Origin of the sequence: Nostoc sp. ATCC 53789 (assembly GCF_009873495.1) — a bacterium.
GTDB lineage: Bacteria > Cyanobacteriota > Cyanobacteriia > Cyanobacteriales > Nostocaceae > Nostoc > Nostoc muscorum_A.
The window spans coordinates 2102237-2125909 of record NZ_CP046703.1 but is presented as its reverse complement, the minus strand read 5'-3'; the positions used below and the strand labels follow the sequence as shown (position 1 = coordinate 2125909).

At 42.1% G+C, this 23673-nt stretch carries 24 protein-coding genes; 14 read left to right on the top strand and 10 right to left on the bottom strand.

All coding sequences use genetic code 11. From position 1 onward, the window contains the following. The first annotated feature begins 158 nt into the window (after positions 1-158). Entirely contained in the window at positions 159-527 is a 369-nt protein-coding gene (locus GJB62_RS08690) for a pentapeptide repeat-containing protein (protein WP_114085344.1), read from the top strand. A 30-nt stretch (positions 528-557) separates the two neighbouring features. On the opposite strand, the gene GJB62_RS08685 is transcribed toward GJB62_RS08690, so the two are convergent. Beyond that, positions 558-695 (bottom strand): hypothetical protein, encoded by a 138-nt coding sequence (locus tag GJB62_RS08685; protein ID WP_159402483.1) that lies wholly within the window; start codon positions 693-695, stop codon positions 558-560. 339 nt (positions 696-1034) lie between these two features. Next, a complete protein-coding gene (locus tag GJB62_RS08680; protein WP_114085343.1) occupies positions 1035-2027 on the bottom strand; it encodes a LysR substrate-binding domain-containing protein in 993 nt (330 codons plus the stop codon). 207 nt (positions 2028-2234) lie between these two features. Here GJB62_RS08680 and GJB62_RS08675 point away from each other — a divergent pair, with 207 nt between their 5' ends. From GJB62_RS08675 to GJB62_RS08665, 3 genes are all read left to right on the top strand, one after another. Next, positions 2235-2945, top strand: a complete 711-nt coding sequence (locus GJB62_RS08675; RefSeq protein ID WP_114085342.1) for a cadmium resistance transporter — start codon at positions 2235-2237, stop codon at positions 2943-2945. 79 nt (positions 2946-3024) lie between these two features. Next, positions 3025-3687, top strand: coding sequence for a hypothetical protein (locus tag GJB62_RS08670; RefSeq protein ID WP_114085341.1), 663 nt, complete (start codon positions 3025-3027; stop codon positions 3685-3687). A 445-nt stretch (positions 3688-4132) separates the two neighbouring features. Further along, on the top strand, positions 4133-4690 hold the full coding sequence (locus tag GJB62_RS08665; protein WP_309472830.1) for a DUF202 domain-containing protein: 558 nt from the start codon (positions 4133-4135) through the stop codon (positions 4688-4690). A gap of 119 nt (positions 4691-4809) precedes the next feature. Here the strand turns inward: GJB62_RS08665 and GJB62_RS08660 are convergent, their stop codons facing one another. From GJB62_RS08660 to GJB62_RS08640, 5 genes are all read right to left on the bottom strand, one after another. Further along, positions 4810-5532 (bottom strand): class I SAM-dependent methyltransferase, encoded by a 723-nt coding sequence (locus GJB62_RS08660; RefSeq protein WP_114085398.1) that lies wholly within the window; start codon positions 5530-5532, stop codon positions 4810-4812. Positions 5533-5700: 168 nt separating this feature from the next. Continuing rightward, a complete protein-coding gene (locus tag GJB62_RS08655) occupies positions 5701-6405 on the bottom strand; it encodes a mobilization protein (RefSeq protein ID WP_114085397.1) in 705 nt (234 codons plus the stop codon). Positions 6406-6923: 518 nt separating this feature from the next. Further along, entirely contained in the window at positions 6924-7640 is a 717-nt protein-coding gene (locus GJB62_RS08650) for a pirin family protein (RefSeq protein WP_114085340.1), read from the bottom strand. Positions 7641-8010: 370 nt separating this feature from the next. After that, on the bottom strand, positions 8011-8583 hold the full coding sequence (gene dps, locus GJB62_RS08645) for a DNA starvation/stationary phase protection protein Dps (RefSeq protein ID WP_114085339.1): 573 nt from the start codon (positions 8581-8583) through the stop codon (positions 8011-8013). Between the two features lie 156 nt (positions 8584-8739). Next, on the bottom strand, positions 8740-9792 hold the full coding sequence (locus GJB62_RS08640; protein WP_114085338.1) for an aldo/keto reductase: 1053 nt from the start codon (positions 9790-9792) through the stop codon (positions 8740-8742). Positions 9793-9974: 182 nt separating this feature from the next. Between GJB62_RS08640 and GJB62_RS08635 the strand changes: the two genes are divergently transcribed. The 4 genes from GJB62_RS08635 to GJB62_RS08620 all read left to right on the top strand — a co-directional run bounded on the left by GJB62_RS08635 (position 9975) and on the right by GJB62_RS08620 (position 11411). Then, the gene (locus GJB62_RS08635; protein WP_159402482.1) at positions 9975-10223 is read left to right on the top strand and encodes a hypothetical protein; all 249 of its coding nucleotides are present in this window, start codon (positions 9975-9977) and stop codon (positions 10221-10223) included. After that, the gene (locus GJB62_RS08630; RefSeq protein ID WP_114085337.1) at positions 10189-10794 is read left to right on the top strand and encodes a Uma2 family endonuclease; all 606 of its coding nucleotides are present in this window, start codon (positions 10189-10191) and stop codon (positions 10792-10794) included. The genes GJB62_RS08635 and GJB62_RS08630 overlap by 35 nt, the downstream gene beginning before the upstream one ends. Before the next feature lie 76 nt (positions 10795-10870). Further along, the gene (locus GJB62_RS08625) at positions 10871-11278 is read left to right on the top strand and encodes a DCC1-like thiol-disulfide oxidoreductase family protein (RefSeq protein ID WP_114085336.1); all 408 of its coding nucleotides are present in this window, start codon (positions 10871-10873) and stop codon (positions 11276-11278) included. After that, on the top strand, positions 11256-11411 hold the full coding sequence (locus tag GJB62_RS08620; protein WP_159402481.1) for a hypothetical protein: 156 nt from the start codon (positions 11256-11258) through the stop codon (positions 11409-11411). Before GJB62_RS08625 ends, GJB62_RS08620 begins: the two co-directional genes overlap by 23 nt. 75 nt (positions 11412-11486) lie before the next feature. Here the strand turns inward: GJB62_RS08620 and GJB62_RS08615 are convergent, their stop codons facing one another. Next, positions 11487-11636: a hypothetical protein gene (locus GJB62_RS08615; RefSeq protein WP_159402480.1), complete on the bottom strand. Its 150-nt coding sequence runs from the start codon at positions 11634-11636 to the stop codon at positions 11487-11489. A 25-nt stretch (positions 11637-11661) separates the two neighbouring features. Between GJB62_RS08615 and treZ the strand changes: the two genes are divergently transcribed. The 3 genes from treZ to GJB62_RS08600 all read left to right on the top strand — a co-directional run bounded on the left by treZ (position 11662) and on the right by GJB62_RS08600 (position 18559). Then, on the top strand, positions 11662-13509 hold the full coding sequence (treZ, locus tag GJB62_RS08610; protein WP_114085335.1) for a malto-oligosyltrehalose trehalohydrolase: 1848 nt from the start codon (positions 11662-11664) through the stop codon (positions 13507-13509). A 383-nt stretch (positions 13510-13892) separates the two neighbouring features. Then, the gene (gene treY, locus GJB62_RS08605) at positions 13893-16691 is read left to right on the top strand and encodes a malto-oligosyltrehalose synthase (RefSeq protein ID WP_114085334.1); all 2799 of its coding nucleotides are present in this window, start codon (positions 13893-13895) and stop codon (positions 16689-16691) included. Between the two features lie 350 nt (positions 16692-17041). Beyond that, positions 17042-18559, top strand: coding sequence for a trehalase family glycosidase (locus GJB62_RS08600; protein ID WP_114085333.1), 1518 nt, complete (start codon positions 17042-17044; stop codon positions 18557-18559). A gap of 422 nt (positions 18560-18981) precedes the next feature. Here the strand turns inward: GJB62_RS08600 and GJB62_RS08595 are convergent, their stop codons facing one another. Further along, entirely contained in the window at positions 18982-19413 is a 432-nt protein-coding gene (locus GJB62_RS08595) for a hypothetical protein (protein ID WP_114085332.1), read from the bottom strand. Positions 19414-19781: 368 nt separating this feature from the next. Continuing rightward, positions 19782-19934, bottom strand: a complete 153-nt coding sequence (locus GJB62_RS08585; protein WP_114085331.1) for a nicotinate phosphoribosyltransferase — start codon at positions 19932-19934, stop codon at positions 19782-19784. Between the two features lie 452 nt (positions 19935-20386). On the opposite strand from GJB62_RS08585, the gene GJB62_RS08580 reads away from it, so the two are divergent. The 3 genes from GJB62_RS08580 (at position 20387) to GJB62_RS08570 (ending at position 23249) form a co-directional block, all read left to right on the top strand. Next, positions 20387-21796, top strand: a complete 1410-nt coding sequence (locus GJB62_RS08580) for a nicotinate phosphoribosyltransferase (RefSeq protein ID WP_114085330.1) — start codon at positions 20387-20389, stop codon at positions 21794-21796. 146 nt (positions 21797-21942) lie between these two features. Continuing rightward, positions 21943-22542, top strand: coding sequence for a nicotinate-nucleotide adenylyltransferase (locus tag GJB62_RS08575; protein ID WP_114085329.1), 600 nt, complete (start codon positions 21943-21945; stop codon positions 22540-22542). Then, positions 22503-23249 (top strand): NUDIX domain-containing protein, encoded by a 747-nt coding sequence (locus GJB62_RS08570; protein WP_012411955.1) that lies wholly within the window; start codon positions 22503-22505, stop codon positions 23247-23249. Before GJB62_RS08575 ends, GJB62_RS08570 begins: the two co-directional genes overlap by 40 nt. Positions 23250-23673 lie beyond the last annotated feature (424 nt).

Below are 23673 nucleotides of genomic sequence, written 5' to 3'. Positions count from 1 at the left end.
CGCGAGCAGAAATCAAAGCGGATTGCCATATTAGATATGTGCATTTGAGTAAATTGGAGTAATTGCAGATATTAAATAAACAACCTCTATTATGGCAGTTACAATAGAAGCACCTTATATATTAGAGATATAAATCTGATTCTTGTTGGGTGGCGATCGTGAATATAGAGGAATTAAAAAGGCGTTTTGCCGCAGGGGAAAGATATTTTCCAGCCGTCAACTTGAGTAGAAACAGGCTGATTGGAGTCTATTTGCCTGGAATAAATCTATGGGGATCTGACTTGAGTGGAGCTAACCTAGCTAAAGCTAAACTCTGGGGAGCAGATTTGAGTAGAGCTAACTTAGCAAAAGCGAATTTGACTAGAGCTAATTTGAGCGGTGTCAAACTGAATGAAGCCAATCTGCGGGGAGCCAAACTCAACTATGCCAAGTTATATGGAGCGAATCTGACTGGCGCTTACTACGATGAAAGCACTCGGTTTTCTAGAGGTTTTGACCCTATCAGTAGAAATATGCGGAAGGTATGAGTGCCACAAACCTCTCCCTGCTTTGAACTTTCATTCAAGTCTGTCCCTCTCTGAGTCGGCTACGGTGACATAAACCTCTTCTACCTTGAGAACCGTAGTTTTGTAGGTTGGATGCAGCGATCGCGTAACCCAACATAGATAAGGTGGTAATGTTGGGTTGCGTTTCACTCCACCCAACCTACATAAATATATCTTTTATATCTTTTAAAAAACTCTTGATTTCAACATAGATGAGGTTTAGAAGTCTTTAAGATTTGTCCCACAAGCTTTTGATCCTCCTAACTCTCTTAAAAAAGAGGAGTCCTCCAATTTATCGGAGGATTTAGGAGGATCTACTACATTTTGGTTTTGTAGAGAGATGTGTAACCGTAGCTCCGAGCCGGAGAGGGACAGTTTTGTAAATTAAAAACCGCAGAGACGCTGAGAGCGCAGAGGGAAAGAAAAGAGGAATAATTCCGATACAAAAGGATTTGATATTACTAGATGAGCAGTGGAAATGATGTTATTTCAAATAAGTGATGTTGATATATGTTGATGTGAGCCATCTGACATAGATGAGATCAACATTTGTTCAAAGACTTTGGAAAGAGCAGTTTGAAAACGCTGACGATGCTTGAGTTTGAAGAAAGGTCGAACTATTTCTGCGTAGGTGTAGCCCGTAGTCGGCATCGCACCGTTACCGTCTCTATTATCAATCACTCGAATTGCTCGTAGAGTTCCCAGTTGTATTTCTTTTTTTACCATCAACTCAGAAATTCCGATCGCACCGACACCATCTTCGATCGCTGCTTTTGTCATCTCTCCACTGTTGAATACTAAAATTACATCCAGTTCACTGAGATTGATTTCCCAATTTTGTAAGGCTTCCTCAAACCTTTGCTGGGTTCCAGAACCTGGTTCGCGCATCACCCAAGGGGTTTTAGTCAATTGACTTAAGTCAATTTCTCCCCACTCAAACCAAGGGTGTTTTCGACCTACAACTATTTGTAAGCGATCGCTGCCCACTATTTCATACTCTAGAGTATTCTGGAGTGCTGGCTTCACATCTCCTTCTACCAAACCTAAATCAAACTGTCCTGTGGCCGTTCCTAGACAAATCTCTTCTGTATTGGCAAGGCTACAGTTAATCTGAATACCGGGATATCGGCTCTTAAACTCACTAATCTTGCTTGGTAGCCAGTAGTTACCAATTGTCAGACTTGATCCTAATTTCAATTCACCCCGTTGCAGATTGTTCAATTCTCGCAATCCCCTTTCAGTCAAGGAAACTTGATCGAGAATTTTCTGCGCTTCCACTTGCAGTAATTTACCCGCTTCAGCAATCTCGATATGGCGACCAATCCGATGGAATAGTTTCACCCCATATTCTTGCTCTAAGTTGTGGATTGCTGCACTGACGGCAGGTTGTGTAATATAAAGCTCTTCTGCTGCGCGAGTAAAGTGTAAGTGCTGTGCCACAGCCATAAAGATTTTTAGCTGCTCAAGGGTCATTCCTGCCATTTATGGTATCCCTACAACTTGGTGTCAAAATTTTAATCACTTTCATTTATCATTTTGACAAACAAAAGCATTTGATTCTATCGTTTAGTTTCACTAAAGTATAAATCAAAGCTTTTTACTTAGTCATTTGCCATTAGTCATTTGTCGTTTGTAAATGGCCAATGATTAATGCCCAATTGCCAAGCATCAAAATAAGGACTTTCAAAAATGAGCGGTTTAGTAACTGCAATTACCACAGGGATCACGGCATTCACTGCCACCAACATCGATGATATTGTGATTCTGACGTTGCTTTTTTCACAAATAAATAAAACGTTCCGCAGTCGTCACATCCTTGCTGGTCAGTATCTTGGCTTTGCTGCATTGATAGTTGCTAGCCTTCCTGGGTTTTTCGGTGGACTAATTATACCGCAGGACTGGATTAGACTACTTGGTTTAATGCCAATAATCATTGGTGTGAGTGGTTTACTAAAACGCGAAGAGGATTCACCAGAGGAAGGTGCAGAAGAAACCGAGCCATCTTGTCCCTCTATAGTTAGGAGCTTTTTCTCTCCCCAAACTTGCAACGTCGCTGCGATCGCCTTTGCTAATGGTAGTGATAATATCAGCGTCTACGTACCTCTGTTTGCCAATTCGGAATTAGATAGTCTGCTGATTATACTCAGTGTATTCTTTTCGCTAGTGGGCGTATGGTGCTATACCGCTTATAAGTTGACCTACTTGCCTGCGATCGCACATTTTTTAACTGAAAATGGCAACACTTTTGTACCTTGTATCTTAATTGGTTTGGGCGTGTTTATTGTCACAGAAAACGTTACCTGGACTCTTTTATCTGTAGTTTCTAGTTATATATTCTCATTAATCTTAGGTTTCAATACTCAATCTTCGAGTGAAGAACAAGAAAAGTTAAGTATCTAGAAAGATGTGCATCATGAATTTTCTTACGAAAATGAATTTAAAACTACAAAATATCTTCCCCATTAACAGGAATCAAAACATGAAAGTCTGGAAATGTCTGCTAATTGCCTTAATGATTTTCGCCAATCTAGCCTTCGCTCAACCTTCTTTTGCTGATAGACCAAAATTTAGCAAAAACCCTGATTATATCGAAGTCACTAAAGCTCTTAACGAACTGTCTCAAACAAAAGATACCCAAACTCAAGTTCAAGGTCTGACAGCAGAAGAAATTCAAAAGAGAACCGAGGAATTAACACTGCAAAAATATGCTTTAGAGACGGGAATTAACTGGGGTAAATGCGAAAACCAAACAGGTAATACCATAGCAGTATACGGTAAAAGACCAAATGATGATGACAATGAAGATGCTATGTACGACAATGGTTTGTATTTTCTAGCTAATGGTCAGTCCACTAAAGATAACTGGGATTGTGATGGCATCTATCTACCGAATGATATTAAGGTAGCAAACTTCACTTCTAGTCCGAATGGGCAAGGTGAAGAATTGACAGGGCCTGCGGCTCTGAAGATCCTTGATGGAACTCAGTTGGTGATTAAGAGCAATCCAGATACTGGTGCGATTGAATTAAATGTTCCGACTGTGAAAGTTCTTAACAGCAATAAAGCTAACTGGTTTATCCCAGATATATCGCAGGCTATCATAGATACACGGGTTCCTAATGCACCTATTAAGAAGTCTTGAAATCTAACTGCATAGTCTATTTTTGAATCATTGTTCTCAACTTCAACAGAGTAACAGCCAAAATTAGAGAAAAAACCTGACTTAAAACTGGTGAAAAATCTCTCTGATTCTTGGCTGTTTTTTATGACATCTTATTACTTGTAACTGCTCTGTACCATCAATTACGAATTCTGAATTATCAAATAGAATTCAAAAATCAGGAGTCAGAATTCAGTTGGGTATTCTGTATGACTGGTGGATGAATAACTGGGTTAAAAATCCCACCAAATTGTAAATTTGGTGGTCTTCAATCAGTCGTGAGTCTGAATCCCCGACTGATAACGAAGCGTTAGTGAGTCATCGATCGTCTTGATTCTGACTCCTGAATTCTGACTTCTGAATACTTCTTCAATCAGTCAGGCTTGTTTTATTTCTATATCTGCATTAAAATATATTTTGAAAAAATATGTACAATCACAATAAGCATATTTCAGTAGCGCAATTATTGCGCTGGGTGCAATTCATCTGGAAAGAGATTTCCTACTACCTCCGCATTTTTTTGAGAAGAGCCGCTTTGGGGATAAGGGTGTTATTGATGCAATTAAAATTGAAATCCACAGAAGAAGATAAAGATCAAAAAAAGCCAGGACGACTCAATCCTTCTCGAATCCGAGATCACTTGGCAAATGAGCGTACCTACCTGGCTTGGATGCGGACAGGGATCGCTCTTTTAGGTTTTGGGGTTGTAATTGTGCGTTTGCGTGCCTTCCAAGTGCCTTTGATGCCCCGTCCTGGCAACGGCTGGAAGTTAGGTTTAGTCTTCTCGTTGGTGGGTTTGATTACGGTGTGGCTCTCAACCAGTCACTATTTCGCTGTCCGTCGTGATATCGAAGAAGATACTTATGAACCTACAGACAGATGGGTGTTGCTTTTCAGTCTCGCTGTGATGATTCTGGGAACTGGGGTAATCTATTTTGTTTTTACAACTTCTTTAGATCCATTAAGTCCACTTATCCCTGAATGATGATAAGTAGACATCTCCAAAAATGAAATATGCGTTATCCAGAAACCTTGTAGAGACGTAGCACTGCTACGTCTCTACATTCTTTTTCGTAGCAGTGCTATATCTGTAACTACTTATTTTCAAAACCGCACTTTGTACATTTGGAATAATTCCCCTGGTTTTTGCGTGACTATTTTAGCGCCAGCCGCCTTAATAGTTTTTTCCCACTCAGCTACAGGCTCTAAAAATACCTCAGCCCCCAAATAGGTTTCTAAAACTGCCCAATCTTCTGCTAAAAGCTGTTCTGGGTTAAGGATGTCAAACACAAAATGTCCACCTGGTTTTAACACTCGCTTAACTTCTGCGAGTACTGCATTCCAGTATTCGAGTGGAAAATAGCAGCTAAATCCTGTTGCGATCGCTAGATCAAACTGCTCTGGTGAATAGTTTAACTGATGGGCTGCTCCCAACTCAACACCTTTGAACAGCTTAGAATTCAACTGCGGCCCACGAGAGTTAAGGGTATCGCGTGCCACATTACTAATTTCTTGCCCATGAAAAAATGCTTGCCAATCCCGCCAAGGATAGATTAAAAAGCTGATACCACAGCCAATATCTAAACAGTGCTGGTTTTTTTGAGGTTGAGCAATTTCCCAAAAAGGGGAAGCAATTCTCCCTGAAAAACTACCTCCAATCCACTCACGGAATATCGGCATCGCCTGGACTTCGGTTGGGAGTTCAAAGGTTTCACGTTGATACTCTCGGTTAAAGCGATAGGCTATTTGGCCTAATCTTTCGTCCCAGTTGCTTGATTTGGCTGAAGTAAAGAGATTTTGGAACTGCGAATCAGACTTTTTGGACATTAGATTTTTGCTACTCTTTCTAAGAATTGTAGTCAAATTTGTTTTGCGATCACCTCCGGCGGGCGGATACGCCATCGCATACCCATCCAATCTCCTGCTGGGGTTTGTCCTAAGTCATTGGTCATTAGTACCAATGACTAATGACCAATGACTAATGACTAACGAATGCTATTCAACTTTTTCATACCAGATACCTACTTTCTCAAAAGCACCATAAGCAAGCTTGAGAAAATTCACTACTCTCTGTTTTCCAATTACTCCAAATTCTTTATACTCTCTAGCCTCTGCAAAAGTCAGGCGATTTTGGTCAATTATGTTTCTTTCTCTGTATGCTAACTTGGGAAAATCTATAACTTTTATCTGATATTTATTTACTGTGTTCTGAAAGTTGGAGTCTAACTCTAGATGCTCCCAATCATCACACAGCCCCAAATTCCTCACCAGAATATGAGGGATTTTTTCTCCGTAAGTATTCACTGACTGAGTAAACAGGTTGATGCTGTCGTACCCTCCTGTCGATACAAACCATTTACAAAACATCACTCCCTGCGAACTTCCTAGTTCAAGTAATTGATTAGATTCAATCCACCCCTGCACTGCTCTATGCGATTGTGCGGCTAAATTCACAATTACTGGCCTCTCTATGGCCCACTCAAATATTCTATCTGCCTTATTTGCCTGTCGTTCGTTCTCACTAAACACGGCATACTTACATATTTCCTTATATACTCCTGCCACATCTGGATTTGATCTATCTGTCTCCACTGGTACAAATGGGATTCTCTTATCCAGACAATACTGAATCATTGTCCTGGCAAAGAGAGATTTTCCTACCCCGCCTTTTTCACCATCTACAAAATGAATCGTCGGCATTACAGCCACCTCTAATAACTTATTAAAGCCTGATACATCTTTCCCAAAATAAGAACTTTTTGGCCGTTGCCGCCTAGTTGTTTTGGTGGTTTTATGAGAAAGTATAACCGTGATTTGGATATAGTTTTAATAATGCTTGCAAATCGGATACACTAACCATCTGAAGAGATTGCATTGCTGTAACACTAAAAATAATAGTACATTTTTACTATAAAAGGGATAGTTCAAAACCTTCATAATAGTTTTGACCTATCCCTAATTAAGGATTCCCAATGCAATGGCAAATCCGCGCCTCAATCGATAAATTTTCCTCTCACAAAGCATAGTAGGGTGAGCATTAATACTTTTCGGGTTTTGGGGAAAAGAGGAAAGGGAAAGGGTTTGAATTTCCCTTTTCCCATCGCCCTTTAACCTTTCCCCAGACCAAAAGAGAGATTATTGGGTTTATCCGAAAAGTATTGGGGTGAGCATTGCAATGCCCACCCCACAAGCTAGCTTTTCAGCAAACAGATTTAAGATTAGCCCAAATCGAAAAGCAAGATTTCGCCGCCGATGTTGGTGCTAACTTCTAGCTGTTCTTCGCCATTGATTTGTACACCATCGCCGGCTCTGAGTTCTTCTCCATTTAAATCGACTATACCTTGAGCTACTTGTAACCAGGCATAGCGATCGCTTTTGACTTGATAATTGACAACATCACCTGCTTCTAAAACAGATGTATATAGCTCAACATCTTGGTGAATTGTCACAGCACCATCGCGCCCATCTTTAGAGGCAATTAAGCGGAGTTTACCGCGCTTTTCTTCGAGAGGAAAAGCTTTTTGTTCATATCTTGGCGTTATTCCTTCTCTATCGGGAAGAATCCAGATTTGCAGTAAGTGCAGTGGTTCAGTTGGTGAAGGATTAAATTCGCTGTGGCTGATTCCAGTTCCAGCACTCATAATTTGGGCATCACCGGGACGAATTACCGAACCAGTACCCAAGCTGTCTTTATGCTCTACAGCACCTTCTAAGACATAAGTGAGGATTTCCATATCACGATGACTGTGAGTAGGGAATCCAGCACCGGGGGCGATGCGATCATCGTTAATCACGCGCAGAGAGCGAAATCCCATACGGTTGGGATCGTAAAAACTACCAAAAGAAAATGTGTGATAGCTATCGAGCCAGCCCATTTTCGCGTGACCACGGGCATTGCGATCGTGAATTAAGTGGGTAATTGTATTTTGAGACATAAATTTACCTCTTTGTTAATGAGTATTTAGTTAGGAACGACTCAATTTTGGATTTTAGATTTTAGACTTTCTTGCAGAACGCTACGTGATCGCTCAGTGAACGATTTTAGATTGCAGGAAAAATCTAAAATTGGCATTTGAAATCAAAATGAAATTAGCATACTTTTTCAATCACCTAATAACTTCTTCAAGTTTAAGTATTAATTTTGATGGATGACTTGTTGAAGATATTGGTGAATTTCTTGACTTCGTTTTGAACTATTTCAATAGTAAGGTATATACATATAAATGAAAAGTACGCACTTAAAAGTGACGTACTTACCAAAAAGATACTATTAGATTTAAGAAAGACTAATTTTCTCAGAAGTGCTTATTTTACAGCAGCAGGAATCTTTTGAGTTTTAGTAGTACCAGCGTTACCATTCTCTTCTTTGATTTCTGCTATTTGTAGATGAGCTTCTAAGAACCAAAGTCGTTTGTCAATGGTACGAGAAATTTCGGTGTAAAGATCGGCAGTATCAGCATCACCTAATTCATCAGTTTTTGCGATCGCTTCTCTAATATGTTTCGCGTAGAGTGCAAAGCGATCTGCTAAGGCTGTCACATGATCTTTACCATCCAAAATATCTAAGGGATATTCTGGCAAAATTGAATTACTAGCTGCGGCGCGGGCTGTTCCGAAAGCGTATCCGCCTAAAGCTGTGACGCGTTCAGCTACTAAATCGATGTATCCTTCCAATTCCCCAGCAAGTTCATCAAATAATAGATGTAGCTGATAGAAGTCAGTTCCTTTAACATTCCAATGCGCTTGCTTTGCTTGGGTTTTTAAATCCGAAGTAGCTGCTAAGGTTTGGTTGAGAAGTACCACGATTTGAACTCTCGCTTTGGCGGGAATGTCAATGCGGGTAGGGTACAGACGTGATGTAATGCTGTTGTCGCTCATGGGTCTACGTTGTTAATGCCTTTTAAATCTAACTTTACAGATATTGGCTGGTTGTGCGAAACTCTCTGACGATGGATTGTATTAATGCCTGAATGTGTTACTGTTTAAGGCTTTATACCATTTGGAGTTTTAGATTGGTCAAGTTAAAAATGACATTTAGATGTGATGGTTTTCTATGGTATTAAATGTACCACCAAAAAGCCGATCACGAATTACATCATTCTGCAAAAAGTCATGGGGAAAACCCAGTTCAATTTTGCTAATTTCATCTAAGCGTTGCAAATGTTCTGGCGAGAGGCTGACATCTAAAGAAGCTAAGTTATCTTGAAACTGCGTTAATTTACGTGCCCCAATTATAGGAATAATCACACCACTTTGAGCTAGTAACCAAGCTAATGCTACCTGTGAGGGTGTGTGGCCAATTTCTGCTGCAACTTCACTAACAACTTGAGCGATCGCTAAATTCCGTTCTGAAATACTTCCTAAGCCTGGATTTGTTAATCGTCCTTGTTCATCGCCTGCTTGAGGAGGCTGATTATACTTACCTGTTAGCACACCACCACCCAAGGGCGACCAAGGTGTTACCGCCAAATCAAAAGCTTTCGCCATCGGTAGCAAATCACGCTCTGGTGTTCGCTGAATTAAACTATACTCAATTTGCAGCGCGACAAACTGCGTCCATCCTTGGAACTGGGCAATGGTATTTGCTTGAGAAACGATCCAAGCGGGTGCGTCAGAAATGCCAATGTAAAGTACTTTACCTTGACGGACTACATCATCAAGCGATCGCAAGACTTCTTCAATAGGTGTTGTAAAATCCCAAGCGTGTAACCAAAATAAATCAATGTAATCGGTGTTCAGCCGTTTCAGGCTACCTTCCAAAGACTGAATTAAATTCTTGCGATGGTTTCCACTGGCGTTAGGGTCGCCCTTTTTGTTATTCATCTGCAAGGGAAAGGAATATTTTGTCGCAACTACAAAGCGTTCTCGTTCTTTTGCGATCAACTCACCGACAATTTTTTCACTGCTACCATCGGTATAACCGTTGGCGGTGTCAATAAAATTTCCTCCTGCTTCTGTATATGTATCAAAGATTTTACGACTTTCGTCAACAGATGCACCCCAACCCCAATCTTCACCAAAGGTCATGGTTCCCAAGGAGAGTTCAGAGACTCTTAATCCGCTTTTGCCTAAGAGTTTGTATCTCATGAATATTTTCTCTTTAACGAAAAAACAATGCGAATACCATTCCAAAGGCATCATAACAAAGTTGTCATTTGTCCTTTGTCATTGGTCATTAGTAAGGGCTTTAAGGCTCTTTACGTTTCGTAATATACTTTGAGTTTTTTGCGCTAACTTACTTTAGCGAAGCAAGAGCGATCGCTTGCATTGTGAATGCACTAGCCTGCCTTGTAAATGCGATCGCTTGCATTGTGAATGCACTAGTCTGCTTTGTGAATGCGATCGCTTGCATTATGAATGTGCTAGCCCGCCTTGTGAATGCGATCGCTTGCATTATGAATGCACTAGTCCGCTTTGTGAATGCGATGGACTTTGCAACAGTAGCCGCTACAATAAGCCTAAGTCAAGTCAAAATAAGACATAATGACCTACACTTCATCCAAACTACTGACTTTTGAAGAATTTATAGCCCAATATGGTGATAATACACGCTACGAATTAATCGATGGACAGCTAAGAGATATGGAACCTACAGGGCTACATGAAGCTGTTGCAGGTAGTATTGCTGGTAGAATCTATGTCGAAATTTTTAATTCTAATTTTAACTGGCTAATCCCAAAAACCTGTCTGATTAAACCACCTGCGGCTGAAGCTACAGCACTGCGTCCTGATGTAATTGTTTTAGATAAAGCTGAACTTAGTAAAGAACCGCTATGGTCAAAAGAACCTATTATTTGTAACGGCAGCACAATCAAACTTGTTGCTGAAGTTGTTAGCACTAATTGGCAAGATGATTATGCCAGAAAAGTTGAAGAATACGCTTTTCTTAATATCCCAGAATACTGGATTGTTGACTTTCGTGGCTTGGGTGGCTTGCAATTTATCGGCAATCCTAAACAACCCACCTTTACCGTTTGTCAGTTAGTTAACGGTGTTTACCAGCAGCAACAATATCATTTAGGAGATACTATTTCTTCTGAACTATTGCAAAATTTACAACTTAAACTTGACGATATCATGCCTATTTAACAACTTAAATTTTGTTTTGGCTCTTACTGAGGCAAGAGCGATCGCTACAGTTTTCTACGCTAAAATAATTATTTTTATGAACTACTACGTAATCTACGACGGAAATTGTAATCTCTGCGTTACTTTAGTGCGATCGCTAGAAACTTTAGACAAGGGAAAGTTATTTCGCTACGCTCCCATGCAAGATGAGCAGACACTTTTACAGTGGGGAATTACAGCCCAAGATTGTGAACAGGGGATGATTTTAATTGATGGCAATGAACCTCAGAGACGTTGGCAAGGTAGTAACGCAGCTGAAGAAATTGGGCGATTATTGCCAGTAGGAAGTGTATTTGTAGACGCTTATCGAGCCTTACCGGGGATGAAATGGGCCGGCGATCGCTTTTACGAACAAATCCGCGATAACCGCTACACCATATTTGGTAAGCGTTCTAATACTTATGAATCGTCTTACTGTGTAGATGGTAGCTGTAAACCAATTTAAACCTTGGCAAGCAGAAGACGCGATAAATCGCCGTCTCTACAAAAGGCTGATTATTGTAGAGACGGCGATTCATCGCGTCTTTGTGATGATTCATCTCGGTTTTGTGATAATTCATCGCGGTTTTGCCATCTAAAGTTTTCATCAAAAAACCTTAACCGAACCGTATTGCGTTGCCTCCTTCGCAACTAACTTTGTCATTAGACAGAATTTATTCTGTAAAAAATCCGCCTCCAGGTGCTAGCAAAAAGTCTGGTAGACGAACCATTATGCTATCTGGCGTGTTTGTAAACATTGTGCAATCAATGACATTGCGATCGCCTCCGGTGGGCGGGTACGCCATCGCACGACAATTCGGCACAACATACTGACGGGAGGGATACTGCGTGAGAATTGGTGCTAACTACTTGGGTAATGGAGAATGTGAATTTACAGTTTGGTCGCCGCTATTAGATAGCGTCACTGTAAAAACTTTGACACCACAGGAGCAGGTTATTCCCCTCAAGCCTCAGTCTGAGGGATACTGGCACGCGAAAGTAAACGATGTATATCCAGGCACGCTCTATCGGTATGTCTTGAATGGCCAAGACGCTTTTGCCGATCCTGCGTCGCAGTATCAACCGGAAGGAGTGCATGGCCCGTCTCAAATTGTCGATCATCAGTTTGAGTGGACTGATGAAGGGTGGACTGGTATCCCTGTGGAGTCGATGATTTTCTACGAACTCCACGTTGGGACTTTCACACCTGAAGGAACTTTCACCGCGATTATTTCTCGTTTACCAGAACTCAGGGAACTGGGAATTAATGCGATTGAAATCATGCCTATCTCTCAGTTTCCGGGAGACACCCATATAGAAGCGTCTCTGACATACCGTAACTGGGGCTATGATGGCGTTTACCCTTATGCAGTCCAAAATTCTTATGGTAGCCCAGCCGAACTAAAGCAACTGGTAAATGCTTGCCACCAACACAATATCGCTGTGGTGTTGGATGTGGTGTATAACCACTTTGGGCCAGAAGGCAACTATATGAGTCAGTTCGCGCCCTACTTTACTAAAACCTATAAAACACCTTGGGGTGAAGCGCTGAATTTCGATGATGCCCATAGTCAGGGTGTGCGAAATTATTTTATCGAAAATGCGCTTTACTGGTTGCGCGAGTTCCACATTGACGCATTGCGGCTTGATGCTATTCAAGCAATTTATGACTTGGGGGCGAAGCATTTTCTTTGGGAACTGGCGGAAGCAGTTCATCATTTTTCACAACAAGGGCAAAAATGGAAACGCCATTTAATTGCCGAAAGTGACTTGAATAATCCGCAAATCATTCGTCCAGCAGAATTGGGTGGATATGGTCTTGATGCCCAATGGAGTGATGATTTTCACCATTCACTGCACGCACTCTTGACAGGCGATCGCCAAGGATATTATCAAGATTTTGGGCAAACAGCTCAGTTGGCAAAAGCTTATGAAGATACTTTTGTCTACGATTGGAAGTACGCACCACACCGCAAGCGATTTCATGGCATATCTTGCCGCGATCGCAATTTATCACAGTTTGCAATCTGCATTCAGAATCACGATCAAATCGGCAATCAAATGAAAGGAGAACGCCTCACTCAGAGGATCTCTTTTGAAGGATTGAAGTTAGCTGCTGGCGCTGTGCTGCTGTCGCCTAATTTACCCCTGTTATTTATGGGTGAGGAATATGGAGAAACTGCACCCTTTATTTATTTTGTCAGTCACTCCGACCCAGATTTAATTCAAGCAGTTCGAGCCGGACGCAAAGAAGAATTTGAAGCATTTCACTATGCAGACGATCCCCCAGATCCCGAATCAGCAGAAACTTTCCTAAAGTCTAAACTCAATTGGCAATTGCGTCATGAAGGTAAGCACAAAGTTCTGTGGGATTGGTATCGTCAATTAATTAATTTACGCAAGACGCATCCAGCACTTTTAAATCAAGACCGCAATTTCATTGAAGCGACTAGCGATGAAGACAAGCAGTTAGTTATCGTGCGTCGTTGGTGTGAATCAAGTGAACTAATATTTGTGATGAATTTTAATTCGTCTCCAGTCACAGCGACTCTACCAATTCAGCATAATGCTAATAAATTGTTGGACTCTGCTGATACCTCATGGTCTGGGCCTGGTTCTGAATCAGATGAACATCTGTCTGCGGGAAAAGAAGTGAAATTGCAACCTACGAGTTTAGTACTGTATGAAAAAGGATGAAAGGGAGAGTTAGAACTTCAAGTTTCAGCCTTATAACCTCAAGTTTCTAGCAAAAAGGTTCAACGTTCAAGCAAAAAGGTTCAACGTCCGAGCTAAAAGGTTCAACGTCCAAGCAAAAAGGCTCAACGTCCGAGCTAAAAGGCTCAACGTTCAAGCTAAAAGGTTCAACGTCCGAGCTAAAAGGTTCAACGTCCGAGCTAAAAGGTTCAAATTCTCCTACCTGTCAATAGATTTCAGATAAGATCCCCCCGCCTGCGGCGACCCCCTTAAAAAGGGGGTAAAAGTCAGAAGAAACCCCCCTTAAAAAGGGGGGTTGGGGGGATCTCCGAAAGACAAACACGTTAAACGAACCATATCCCCCCATCTCTTATCACAACAAACTCATGCGAATTCCTACCGCAACTTATCGAATTCAGTTTACACCCCAGTTTGGCTTTGACAATGCTAAAGCGATCGCAGCTTATCTAGCAGATTTGGGTATTTCTGATTTATATGCCTCCCCCATTTTCAAGGCACGATCTGGGAGTACCCACGGTTACGATATAGTAGATGCCACTCAACTTAACCCAGAACTGGGAACTAATGAATCCTTTGATGAATTAGTTGGCGAAGTCCAGTCCCTTGGTATGGGCTGGTTACAAGATATAGTGCCCAACCACATGGCCTATAGCAGCGAAAACGATTATTTGATGGACATACTGGAACACGGCCCAGATTCCAGCTATACAGACTACTTTGACCTTTCTTGGAATGCTCCCTTTGGCGATCGCCAAGAGCGAATTCTTGCTCCTTTGCTGGGAGATTTCTATGGTGCATCCCTAGAAAACGGACACATTCAACTACAATATGAACAAAACGGTTTAACTGTAAACTATTACAGCTTAAAACTGCCGTTACGATTAGAGTCTTACACAAAATTTATTACCCATAATCTGGGAAAACTCACACGCACACTCGGACGCAATCACCCTGATTTTATTAAACTATTAGGTATTTTGTATATTCTCAAAAGTGTGCCCTCAGAAGTTGCGGGAAAACAGCGACAAGACCAAATTGCATTTATTAAAGGATTAGTTTGGGAACTTTACACCACAAATGATGCTATCCGCGAGTTCATTGACGAAAATATCCAAACTTTCAACGGAGAACCAGGTAATTCAGAGAGCTTTAACTTGTTAGATGAATTACTCAACGATCAATTTTACCGTCTCGCTTTCTGGAAAGTTGGGGCGGAAGAAATGAACTACCGCCGCTTCTTTACCGTCAACGAACTTATTTCTGTTAAAGTTGAAGAAGTGCGGGTTTTTAATAATACCCATAGCCTCATTCAAAAGCTGGTTGAGGAGGGCAAATTTACAGGCTTACGCATTGATCATATTGATGGACTGTATAACCCAATCCAGTATCTACAAAGGCTCCGAGAAAAGACGGGAGATGTTTATATTACGGTCGAGAAGATTTTAGAACTCACAGAAGACCTGCCGGAAAACTGGGAAATTGAAGGTACATCGGGATATGACTTTCTTAATTATGTAAATGGTGTATTTTGTCAAACTGAAAATGAATCATCCTTCGATAAAATTTATCAAAACTTTATTGGTTCCAGAGTAGATTATTCATCGGTAGTGAAGGATAAAAAGCACCTGATACTAGAAAAGAATTTAGCGGGTGATATTGACAATTTGGCTCTTTTGTTAAAGAACATTTCCAGCAAATACCGCTATGGCAATGACTTTACACTCAATGGCTTGAAAAGAGCGATCGCAGAAGTTTTAACTCTGTTCCCGATTTACCGTACATATATTACACCAGATGGAATTGGGGATAGCGATCGCGCTACCATTCAAGAAGTCATTCGCCAAGCCAAAGAACAAACGCCCTTGTTGCAGCACGAACTGACCTTTATTGAAAAGTTAATGGTGCTAGAATTTGATAATTCTCTGACTCAAACAGAACGCGAACAGTGGATATATTTTGTCTTGCGGATGCAGCAATATAGCGGCCCGCTAATGGCCAAAGGTGTAGAAGACACCACATTATATGTTTACAATCGCTTGCTGTCGCTGAATGAAGTCGGGGGAAATCCCGGTCATTTTGGGATCGATTTAGCCAAATTTCATGCCTTTAATAAACAGCACCAAGCAACCTGGCCTCACACAATGAACACCACAGCTACCCACGACACCAAACGCGGCGAAGATGTGAGAGCTAGATTGAATGTATTATCAGAAATCCCTGATGAATGGGATCAGCAGGTAAATACCTGGAGTGCGATTAATCGAGGAAGTCGCAGTCATCGCCACGGGTTTGCTATGCCCGATCGCAACGATGAGTATTTTCTCTATCAAACCCTTGTAGGGGCATTTCCCTTTGCGGAACAGGAACACGCATCCTTCGTGGAACGCGTGAAAGATTATATAATTAAGGCAATTCGAGAAGCGAAAGTGCATACAGCATGGCTGCGACCTGATAGCGAGTATGAAGAAGCCTGTACTTCCTTCATTGAAAAGGTACTAGATTCTTCCATCTCCAAAGAATTTCTAGAAGCCTTTCGTCCTTTTCAGCAGCGAATTGCAGAATATGGTATCTTCAATTCCCTTTCCCAAACTCTGCTGAAGATTACCGCACCCGGCGTACCCGATTTATACCAAGGAACAGAACTTTGGGAACTCAGCCTAGTTGATCCAGACAATCGCCGTCCCGTAGATTTTGAACAGCGACGTACCTACTTAAACGACATCCGCGAACAAGCCAAAACAGATATTCTCGGACTAATTCAGGAGTTGCTAAACGATAAAACGGACGGCAGAATCAAACTATTTTTAACGGCTCAATTACTCAAAGCCAGAACAAACTATGTCTCATTATTCCAGGATGGCGACTATCTGCCGTTAGAAGTTCAGGGAACTTACGCCAATCACATCATCGCCTTTGCGCGACGAGAAGGGAATCAAACAGCGATCGCGATCGCGCCTCGCTTTTTAACCAGCCTCATCCAGCCTGGAGACAACCCCTTGGGTGAATCAGTTTGGCAAGATACCCACCTCCAATTACCCCCTGGAACTCCCCTCACCTGGACAAACGTTCTCACTCAGCAACCTTTACAGGCTACAGAAACCCTATCTATCGGATCTGCCCTTGCCCATTTTCCAGTTGCTTTGTTAGTTAGTAGTGCTGAGTGAATCTGTTTTACGTCTGACAATTCAGCAGTCCACGAAAAACCTAACCCCCAACTCGTCGCGGGAAGGGGGAAAATTTAAAGTCTTTCTCCTTCTAGGCTACGGTGTACACACAAGTACCTATTACCCCCCTCAATCCCCCCTTATAAAGGGGGAAGCCGGATATCTAGTTCCCTCCCCTTTATAAGGGGAGGGTTAGGGTGGGGTAAAACCTTGGTTAATCAGCTATTTCAGGCTTGTGTGTACACGGTAGCCTTCTAGGAGAGACGTTTTCCAGATACCGTAAAAACTCCGCGTCCCTCTGCGTTAAAAAAATTCCTCCAAAACTCCTCAACACCCCGCCAAATTAAATTATGACCACTCCCCCACAACTTAGTACCACGCAGATAAACAAAGTGCGCTTCCATATCAAAAAAACGTGGAAAACCTTAACGCGATCGCACGAACACCTATTACAATCTGCCAAAGATACCAAACTAGACCACAAAACCGACACTCCCTGGATTGTCTACATTTCCCCCTTAGAAGATTATCCCAACATTCAGCGTGTGTTAGAGCGATCGCTATATCCCAAAGATATGCAACAGCTACAAATTCGCACTTTGCCGTCAGAAGTGGAAGCGATTAAAGAGCATGGCTTACTATACCTACCAGGCCCTTATGTCGTACCAGGTGGTCGATTTAACGAAATGTATGGCTGGGACAGCTACTTTATATTACTGGGACTTTTGCATGATGAGGAATGGGATCTAGCGCAAAGTCAGGTAGATCAATTATTGTACCAGGTGAAGCATTACGGCACTATCCTCAATGCCAACCGAACTTATATGCTGTCGCGATCGCAACCCCCCGTCCTCAGCATGATGGTTTTGGCGCTATTTCAACACACTCAGGATGAAGAGTGGTTGAGGACAACCGTACCACTGCTAGAACAATTTTACTATTACTGGGTAGTACCGCCCCATCTGAATTCTGGAACCGGCTTATCCAGATTTTATGCCTTTGGCGAAGGCCCCGCGCCAGAAGTCGTGTTCTCCGAGCGAGATGATGAGGGAAAAAGCCACTATGATCGCGTCAAGGAATATTACCAAACCTTTGACGTTGAAGATTACGACGTTAATCTTTACTACGATCGGGAAAATGACAAACTGACCCACCTATTTTACAAGGGCGATCGCACCATGCGCGAGTCCGGTTTTGATATCACCAACCGATTTGGCCCCTTCAGTGCTGATATCCTCCACTACGCTCCTGTGTGCCTCAACAGTTTGCTGTATCAGGTAGAACAAGACTTGGCGCAAATTAACGCTGTTTTGGGGAACGAACAACTAGAAAAACAATGGCGCGATCGCGCAGATATCCGCCGCGATCGGATCGATCAATTTCTCTGGAATGAAGAACGAGGACTCTATTTCGACTATCACTTCCAGAGTGGAAAACGGCGCTGCTACGAATTTGCTACCACATTCTATCCCCTGTGGCTGGGAATTTCTTCTCAAGCCCAAGCCCAGCGCGTCGTGGAAAATCTCTCTTTGTTTGAAGCCCCAGGCGGAATTCTTACCAGTACTCATATCACCGGAAACCAGTGGGATGCTCCCTTCGGTTGGGCACCATTGACGTTCATTGCTGTCCAGGGACTTCACCGTTATGGGTTTCACACAGAAGGCGATCGCATTGCCAATAAATTTCTAGCGATGGTAATTAAAGAATTCGAGCGTCACAACACCCTAGTTGAGAAATATGATGTTGAACGCTGTTCTGCCAACGTTTCTGACGAAATCTCCTTTGGATATAGTTCTAACGAAGTTGGCTTCGGCTGGACAAATGGGGTGATTCTGGAACTCCTAGCAGCCCGTGGGAAAAAAGTTTAAATAAAAAGGCGTGAGAAAAACCTCACGCTTTGATATTACTCACTTTTTTAAATGTCATGTAATCAAGGCATTTCTAAACTAGGATTAACTGCAACTATTATTGCGCTTCAACCAGGATTAAATGCAACCAACCTGCAATCATCGGTTTGAGCCAGGATTATCTGCAACTATAAAGTAAAAAAAACGAACGTTTTCTTGACTGTCTCATTGATCAGACTTTCCGAACCCTAAACTGTCTGTTTTCCAGTCAAAAAATTTGGTAAAGAATTCAAAGTTAATTTATCAAATTCAAAGATAAGTTTTTTGATAACCCCCTGTCAATCCTTACAACTCATTCTTGGTAAAGCGTTGAGTCTATTTGCAAATAATCCTGGCTGAAAATTGTCTTGATTGCAGGTTGAAGCATTTATAATTGCAGGCTCTTAAAATGAGGGGTTCCTAACAGCTTGCTCTCGGAGGACAATGAATGCGCGACCTTGTGGTGTAACGCTTATGTAATTAGAAAGATCGTCATTGGGATGATCGCCTTTAGGAAGATCCCGTATATCTACGACTCTTGGATTTTGATCGAATTTGATGTAACCGAGGATTTTGAAATAGTTTAGTTCCAGCGATAAACCGACCCTCAACTCTGGATCGATCCAAAAAGCTCCAAATGCACCAGTGGCGAGTTTCTTCAGTTGATAAAACGCATCCTCAGACATAGAGAGCGCATAGAGCTTTGCAATCTTGTCTTCTTGCCCTTTGACTCTGGTCTGCAAGTGGTGGTTTAGAAGGGCGACTGCGATTGAACCGGCGACTGCGATAACCGAACCGGCGAGTCCGAAGAGAGCCACAATGATTGGAGTATCCATGTTTTGATTGTACTCCACCTGCTGAAATTAAATCACTGTTTCGCGGACAACTTGATCGGGCGCGTGCGCGTGAATTACAGGAGCAAATGCTAGCGACCGAACTGCCACTTTGAGCGGCTTAAAAAAATGCAGATATTTTATGATTTTTGCAAAATGTCTATTCGTCAGGAGCCAGAATGCAGAATGAATTAGTATAGTGGCGTATTGCAATACGCCACTACTTTTGAATAAAAGGGTTTAAGTACGGAGCTAAATCCACAATCGAGTGGTTTTCAATTATATGGTTGATCTCAATCTCCAACTCACTGCCCAAGCTGAATTATGAATTTTGACTCCTGTATTCTTTATCAATGCTATATCAGTACTTACTAGGTATCATCTGTATGTTTTTTATCATAAGGCTCACCTGTAAAAGGTTGTACCCCAATAGTAGGATAAGCATCATCATTAGGGCCAAAGATCCGCATTGCAGCTTCAGAAATATACCGAGTTATATTACCAAGGATTTTGGAAATACCCATAATATTGGACTCCTTATTTTTGAGTCGCTTTAATTGTGCTACCTATACTCTAATACCAATATTCTTCGCTGGCTCTACTTCTCAATATATTGAGAATATATGCAATGTTTATTCAGATAACTTCGCAATACTTTAGTTAGTCAAAAAGTTAAACGTTTCTCTTTGATTCTAATTGAAACTTATCTATTTTTCCAAATCCTGTCTGGAAAATAGGCTGGCAAACAAACTTGCCTTGAGAGGATATTATTTTCTTTCGTTAGCCGATTGTAACATTAACATTATTGCTAGCTTTTACTATTAAAAAATATTAAGTATTTTATAAAGCTAGTATAAATTTACATATAAATCTACTGTTACACAGCAATCTCATGAAATATCCTGAACGGTAGTTGACATTATTTATGGTAAATATTACCATAAATAAAAGAAGCAGCTTGTAAGGAATCTCTTGCATGACAACTTTGCCAGATTTGGACTATGTATATAAACAGCAAAGCCAGCAGAACCAGGAACTAAACTTCTCGGCTGATGACTACAGCTTGCTGACCGATCTTTACCAATTGACGATGGCAGCTTGTTACACAGGCGAAGGTATAGAACAACGACGGGCAAGCTTTGAATTGTCTGTCAGACGATTGCCAGAGGGTTTTGGTTATTTAATTGCAATGGGGCTGACGCAGGCATTGGAATATTTAGCCAAAATCCGCTTTAGTTCCGCGCAAATTGCGGCATTAAAGGCAACGGGAATTTTTGCTCATGCTAGCGATCGCTTTTGGTCACTTTTAGCTGAGGGGAAATTTACTGGTGATGTTTGGGCAGTACCAGAAGGGACGGCTGTATTTGCCAATCAACCACTGTTGCGGGTGGAAGCACCCCTTTGGCAAGCGCAATTAGTAGAAACTTACCTTTTAAATACGATTAATTACCAGACTTTGATTGCCACAAAAGCAGCACGGTTGCGGGATGTGGCGGGGGAATCAGCAACACTTTTAGAATTTGGCACAAGACGGGCATTTAGTCCCCAAGGGTCTTTGTGGGCGGCACGGGCAGCCTTGGCGGGTGGGTTAGATTCCACCTCTAATGTGTTAGCAGCGCTACAACTGGGACAACAGCCAAGTGGTACGATGGCGCACGCCCTGGTGATGGCATTGTCAGCAATAGAAGGCACTGAAGAACAAGCTTTTAGTGCATTTCATCGATATTTTCCGGGTGCGCCATTGCTGATTGATACTTACGATACCGTTGCTGCTGCCCAGCGCTTGTCCGAAAAAGTAAATTCCGGGGAAATGCAATTGACAGGAGTGAGATTAGACTCAGGAGATTTAGTTACCTTATCAAAGCAGGTGCGATCGCTCCTTCCCGGTGTGCCAATTTTTGCCAGTGGCGACTTGGATGAGTGGGAAATTGCCAGATTAAAAGCTGCTGGGGCCGAAATCGATGGTTACGGATTGGGAACCAGATTAGTTACAGGTTTGCCTGTAAATGGAGTCTATAAACTTGTAGACATCGATGGTATCCCAGTGATGAAGCAGTCAAGTGGTAAAGTTACTTATCCAGGGCGCAAGCAGATTTTTCGTTCGTTTTCGGGAGGTAAGGTAAAAGCAGACAGGTTGGGACTCTTAGGTGAAATTCCTTTGGACGAAGAACCTTTGTTGCAATTGGTAGTGCAGGAGGGTCAACGGGTGCAACCGTTAGAGTCTTTGGCAACAATTCGTCAACGTACCGCCGCATCAGTTGCCAGTTTGCCACAACAAACACGGCTTTTGGATCATCCGGTGGCTGTAGAAGTGGAAATTTCTGAGGGGTTACGGGTGTTGACTGAAGAGACTAAGAAACGTAGACGCACCAGCGGCTTGCCGTAGGCTACCGCAGAGGCACAGAGAAGCCAGTGCGTTGGGCGGGTTCCCCGACTTGAAGCACCTGGCGCAACACAGAGGTAAGAAGTACTCTTTCAGTCTGTCTTAATTACGAACTTGTACTGAGCGTAGCCGAAGTATTACGAATTATTATGAGAGTTGCTTTGTTTGGTACTAGTGCCGATCCACCAACTGCGGGACATCAAAAAATTCTGAGTTGGTTGTCTGAGCGTTATGATTGGGTAGCGGTTTGGGCGGCGGATAATCCGTTTAAGTCTCATCAAACACCCTTAGAACATCGGGCGGCAATGTTGCGACTATTGATTGCGGATATAGACGCGCCAAGGCACAATATTGCTTTGGAACAAGAATTAAGTAGCTTCAGAACACTGGAAACAGTTGAAAAAGCGAAGGTTGTCTGGGGTGAAGACGCTGAATTGACGTTGATTATTGGTTCAGATTTACTGAGTCAGCTACCACGTTGGTATCGCATTGAAGATTTGTTACAGCAAGTGCAACTGCTTATTGTACCGCGACCCGGATATGTAATAGATGAGTCTAGTTCAGAGGTAGTGCAAAAGCTGGGAGGGAAAATTGCGATCGCTAGTCTGACCGGTCTAGATGTTTCCTCAACAGCGTACCGCGAACATGGAGATTCTCAAGCCCTCACAGCCCCTGTAGTTGCCTATATTAATCGAGAGCATTTGTACGAATGCCAGGACGTTCACAAAAAAAGATACCAACTCCGTTAAACCAACAACCTTTGGCCGATTTCAAGGTTGGTGTTGATAATGTAATTTTTTCTGTAGATACTGTACAAAATCGGCTGTTAGTTCTACTCGTAATGCGACAGCAAGAACCATTTTTAAATCATTGGAGTCTTCCTGGTACTTTGGTACGTCCCGGAGAGTCTTTAGAGGATGCCGCCTATCGCATTATGGCAGAGAAAATTAAGGTCAACAATCTCTATTTAGAACAACTGTATACTTTTGGCGGGCCGAATCGCGATCCACGGGAAGCAACTGATAGTTATGGTGTGCGTTATCTATCAGTTAGTTACTTTGCCCTAGTGCGATTTGAAGAAGCCGAATTAATTGCCGATCGCATGACTGGCATAGCTTGGTATCCAGTAAAACAAGTGCCGCAATTAGCTTTTGACCATAATGAAATTCTGGCTTATGGACACAGGCGATTGCGAAATAAATTAGAGTATAGCCCGGTGGCCTTTGAAGTCTTACCAGAAATGTTCACCTTGAATGATTTATATCAGTTATACGCCACAGTTTTAGGTGATAACTTTTCCGATTATTCTAATTTTCGGGCGCGTCTACTCAAGTTAGGTTTTTTATGCGATACCGGAATTAAGGTATCACGGGGTGCTGGTCGTCCGGCTAGTTTGTATAAGTTTGACGCGGAAGCTTTTGCTCCCTTAAAAGATAAACCCTTGGTGTTTATTTAACCAATCACTTTACAGAGTCCAAATTCCTGCAATACCTTTCGGTTAAGATCCCCCCGCCTGCGGCGACCCCCTTAAAAAGGGGGTGGAAGAGGGTTATAAGGCCCTCTTTTTAAGGGCAGGGCTGATTCATTCCATTTCAAACAGGATTTGTCAAGATGGTTAGCGAGAAAATTCTAAGTAAGCGTGACAAAGAGATGAACATTTAAGCACTGAAATATCAGTCAAATAGTTGATTTAATCGACACGCTAGTAACAAAATAACTAATTTTTAATCGCTAGAACCCTTGATTTTTAAAGCTCTTTAGGGAATGAATCAGCCCTGCTTTTTAAGGGGGGTTGGGGGGATCTTCAAAATTAACCGAACCGTATTACAAAGTCATAAGTCATAAGTGACTCTTGACAAATGACAAATGACCAATACTTC

What these genes read in the sequence shown, in the direction of transcription:
- GJB62_RS08680 (WP_114085343.1), bottom strand. Translation starts at nt 2,027, where the DNA reads ATGGCAGGAATGACCCTTGAGCAGCTAAAAATCTTTATGGCTGTGGCA.
- GJB62_RS08675 (WP_114085342.1), top strand. Translation starts at nt 2,235, where the DNA reads ATGAGCGGTTTAGTAACTGCAATTACCACAGGGATCACGGCATTCACT.
- GJB62_RS08670 (WP_114085341.1), top strand. Translation starts at nt 3,025, where the DNA reads ATGAAAGTCTGGAAATGTCTGCTAATTGCCTTAATGATTTTCGCCAAT.
- GJB62_RS08665 (WP_309472830.1), top strand. Translation starts at nt 4,133, where the DNA reads ATGTACAATCACAATAAGCATATTTCAGTAGCGCAATTATTGCGCTGG.
- GJB62_RS08660 (WP_114085398.1), bottom strand. Translation starts at nt 5,532, where the DNA reads ATGTCCAAAAAGTCTGATTCGCAGTTCCAAAATCTCTTTACTTCAGCC.
- GJB62_RS08655 (WP_114085397.1), bottom strand. Translation starts at nt 6,405, where the DNA reads ATGCCGACGATTCATTTTGTAGATGGTGAAAAAGGCGGGGTAGGAAAA.
- GJB62_RS08650 (WP_114085340.1), bottom strand. Translation starts at nt 7,640, where the DNA reads ATGTCTCAAAATACAATTACCCACTTAATTCACGATCGCAATGCCCGT.
- dps (WP_114085339.1), bottom strand. Translation starts at nt 8,583, where the DNA reads ATGAGCGACAACAGCATTACATCACGTCTGTACCCTACCCGCATTGAC.
- GJB62_RS08640 (WP_114085338.1), bottom strand. Translation starts at nt 9,792, where the DNA reads ATGAGATACAAACTCTTAGGCAAAAGCGGATTAAGAGTCTCTGAACTC.
- GJB62_RS08630 (WP_114085337.1), top strand. Translation starts at nt 10,189, where the DNA reads ATGACCTACACTTCATCCAAACTACTGACTTTTGAAGAATTTATAGCC.
- GJB62_RS08625 (WP_114085336.1), top strand. Translation starts at nt 10,871, where the DNA reads ATGAACTACTACGTAATCTACGACGGAAATTGTAATCTCTGCGTTACT.
- GJB62_RS08620 (WP_159402481.1), top strand. Translation starts at nt 11,256, where the DNA reads ATGGTAGCTGTAAACCAATTTAAACCTTGGCAAGCAGAAGACGCGATA.
- treY (WP_114085334.1), top strand. Translation starts at nt 13,893, where the DNA reads ATGCGAATTCCTACCGCAACTTATCGAATTCAGTTTACACCCCAGTTT.
- GJB62_RS08600 (WP_114085333.1), top strand. Translation starts at nt 17,042, where the DNA reads ATGACCACTCCCCCACAACTTAGTACCACGCAGATAAACAAAGTGCGC.
- GJB62_RS08595 (WP_114085332.1), bottom strand. Translation starts at nt 19,413, where the DNA reads ATGGATACTCCAATCATTGTGGCTCTCTTCGGACTCGCCGGTTCGGTT.
- GJB62_RS08585 (WP_114085331.1), bottom strand. Translation starts at nt 19,934, where the DNA reads ATGGGTATTTCCAAAATCCTTGGTAATATAACTCGGTATATTTCTGAA.
- GJB62_RS08580 (WP_114085330.1), top strand. Translation starts at nt 20,387, where the DNA reads ATGACAACTTTGCCAGATTTGGACTATGTATATAAACAGCAAAGCCAG.
- GJB62_RS08575 (WP_114085329.1), top strand. Translation starts at nt 21,943, where the DNA reads ATGAGAGTTGCTTTGTTTGGTACTAGTGCCGATCCACCAACTGCGGGA.
- GJB62_RS08570 (WP_012411955.1), top strand. Translation starts at nt 22,503, where the DNA reads ATGCCAGGACGTTCACAAAAAAAGATACCAACTCCGTTAAACCAACAA.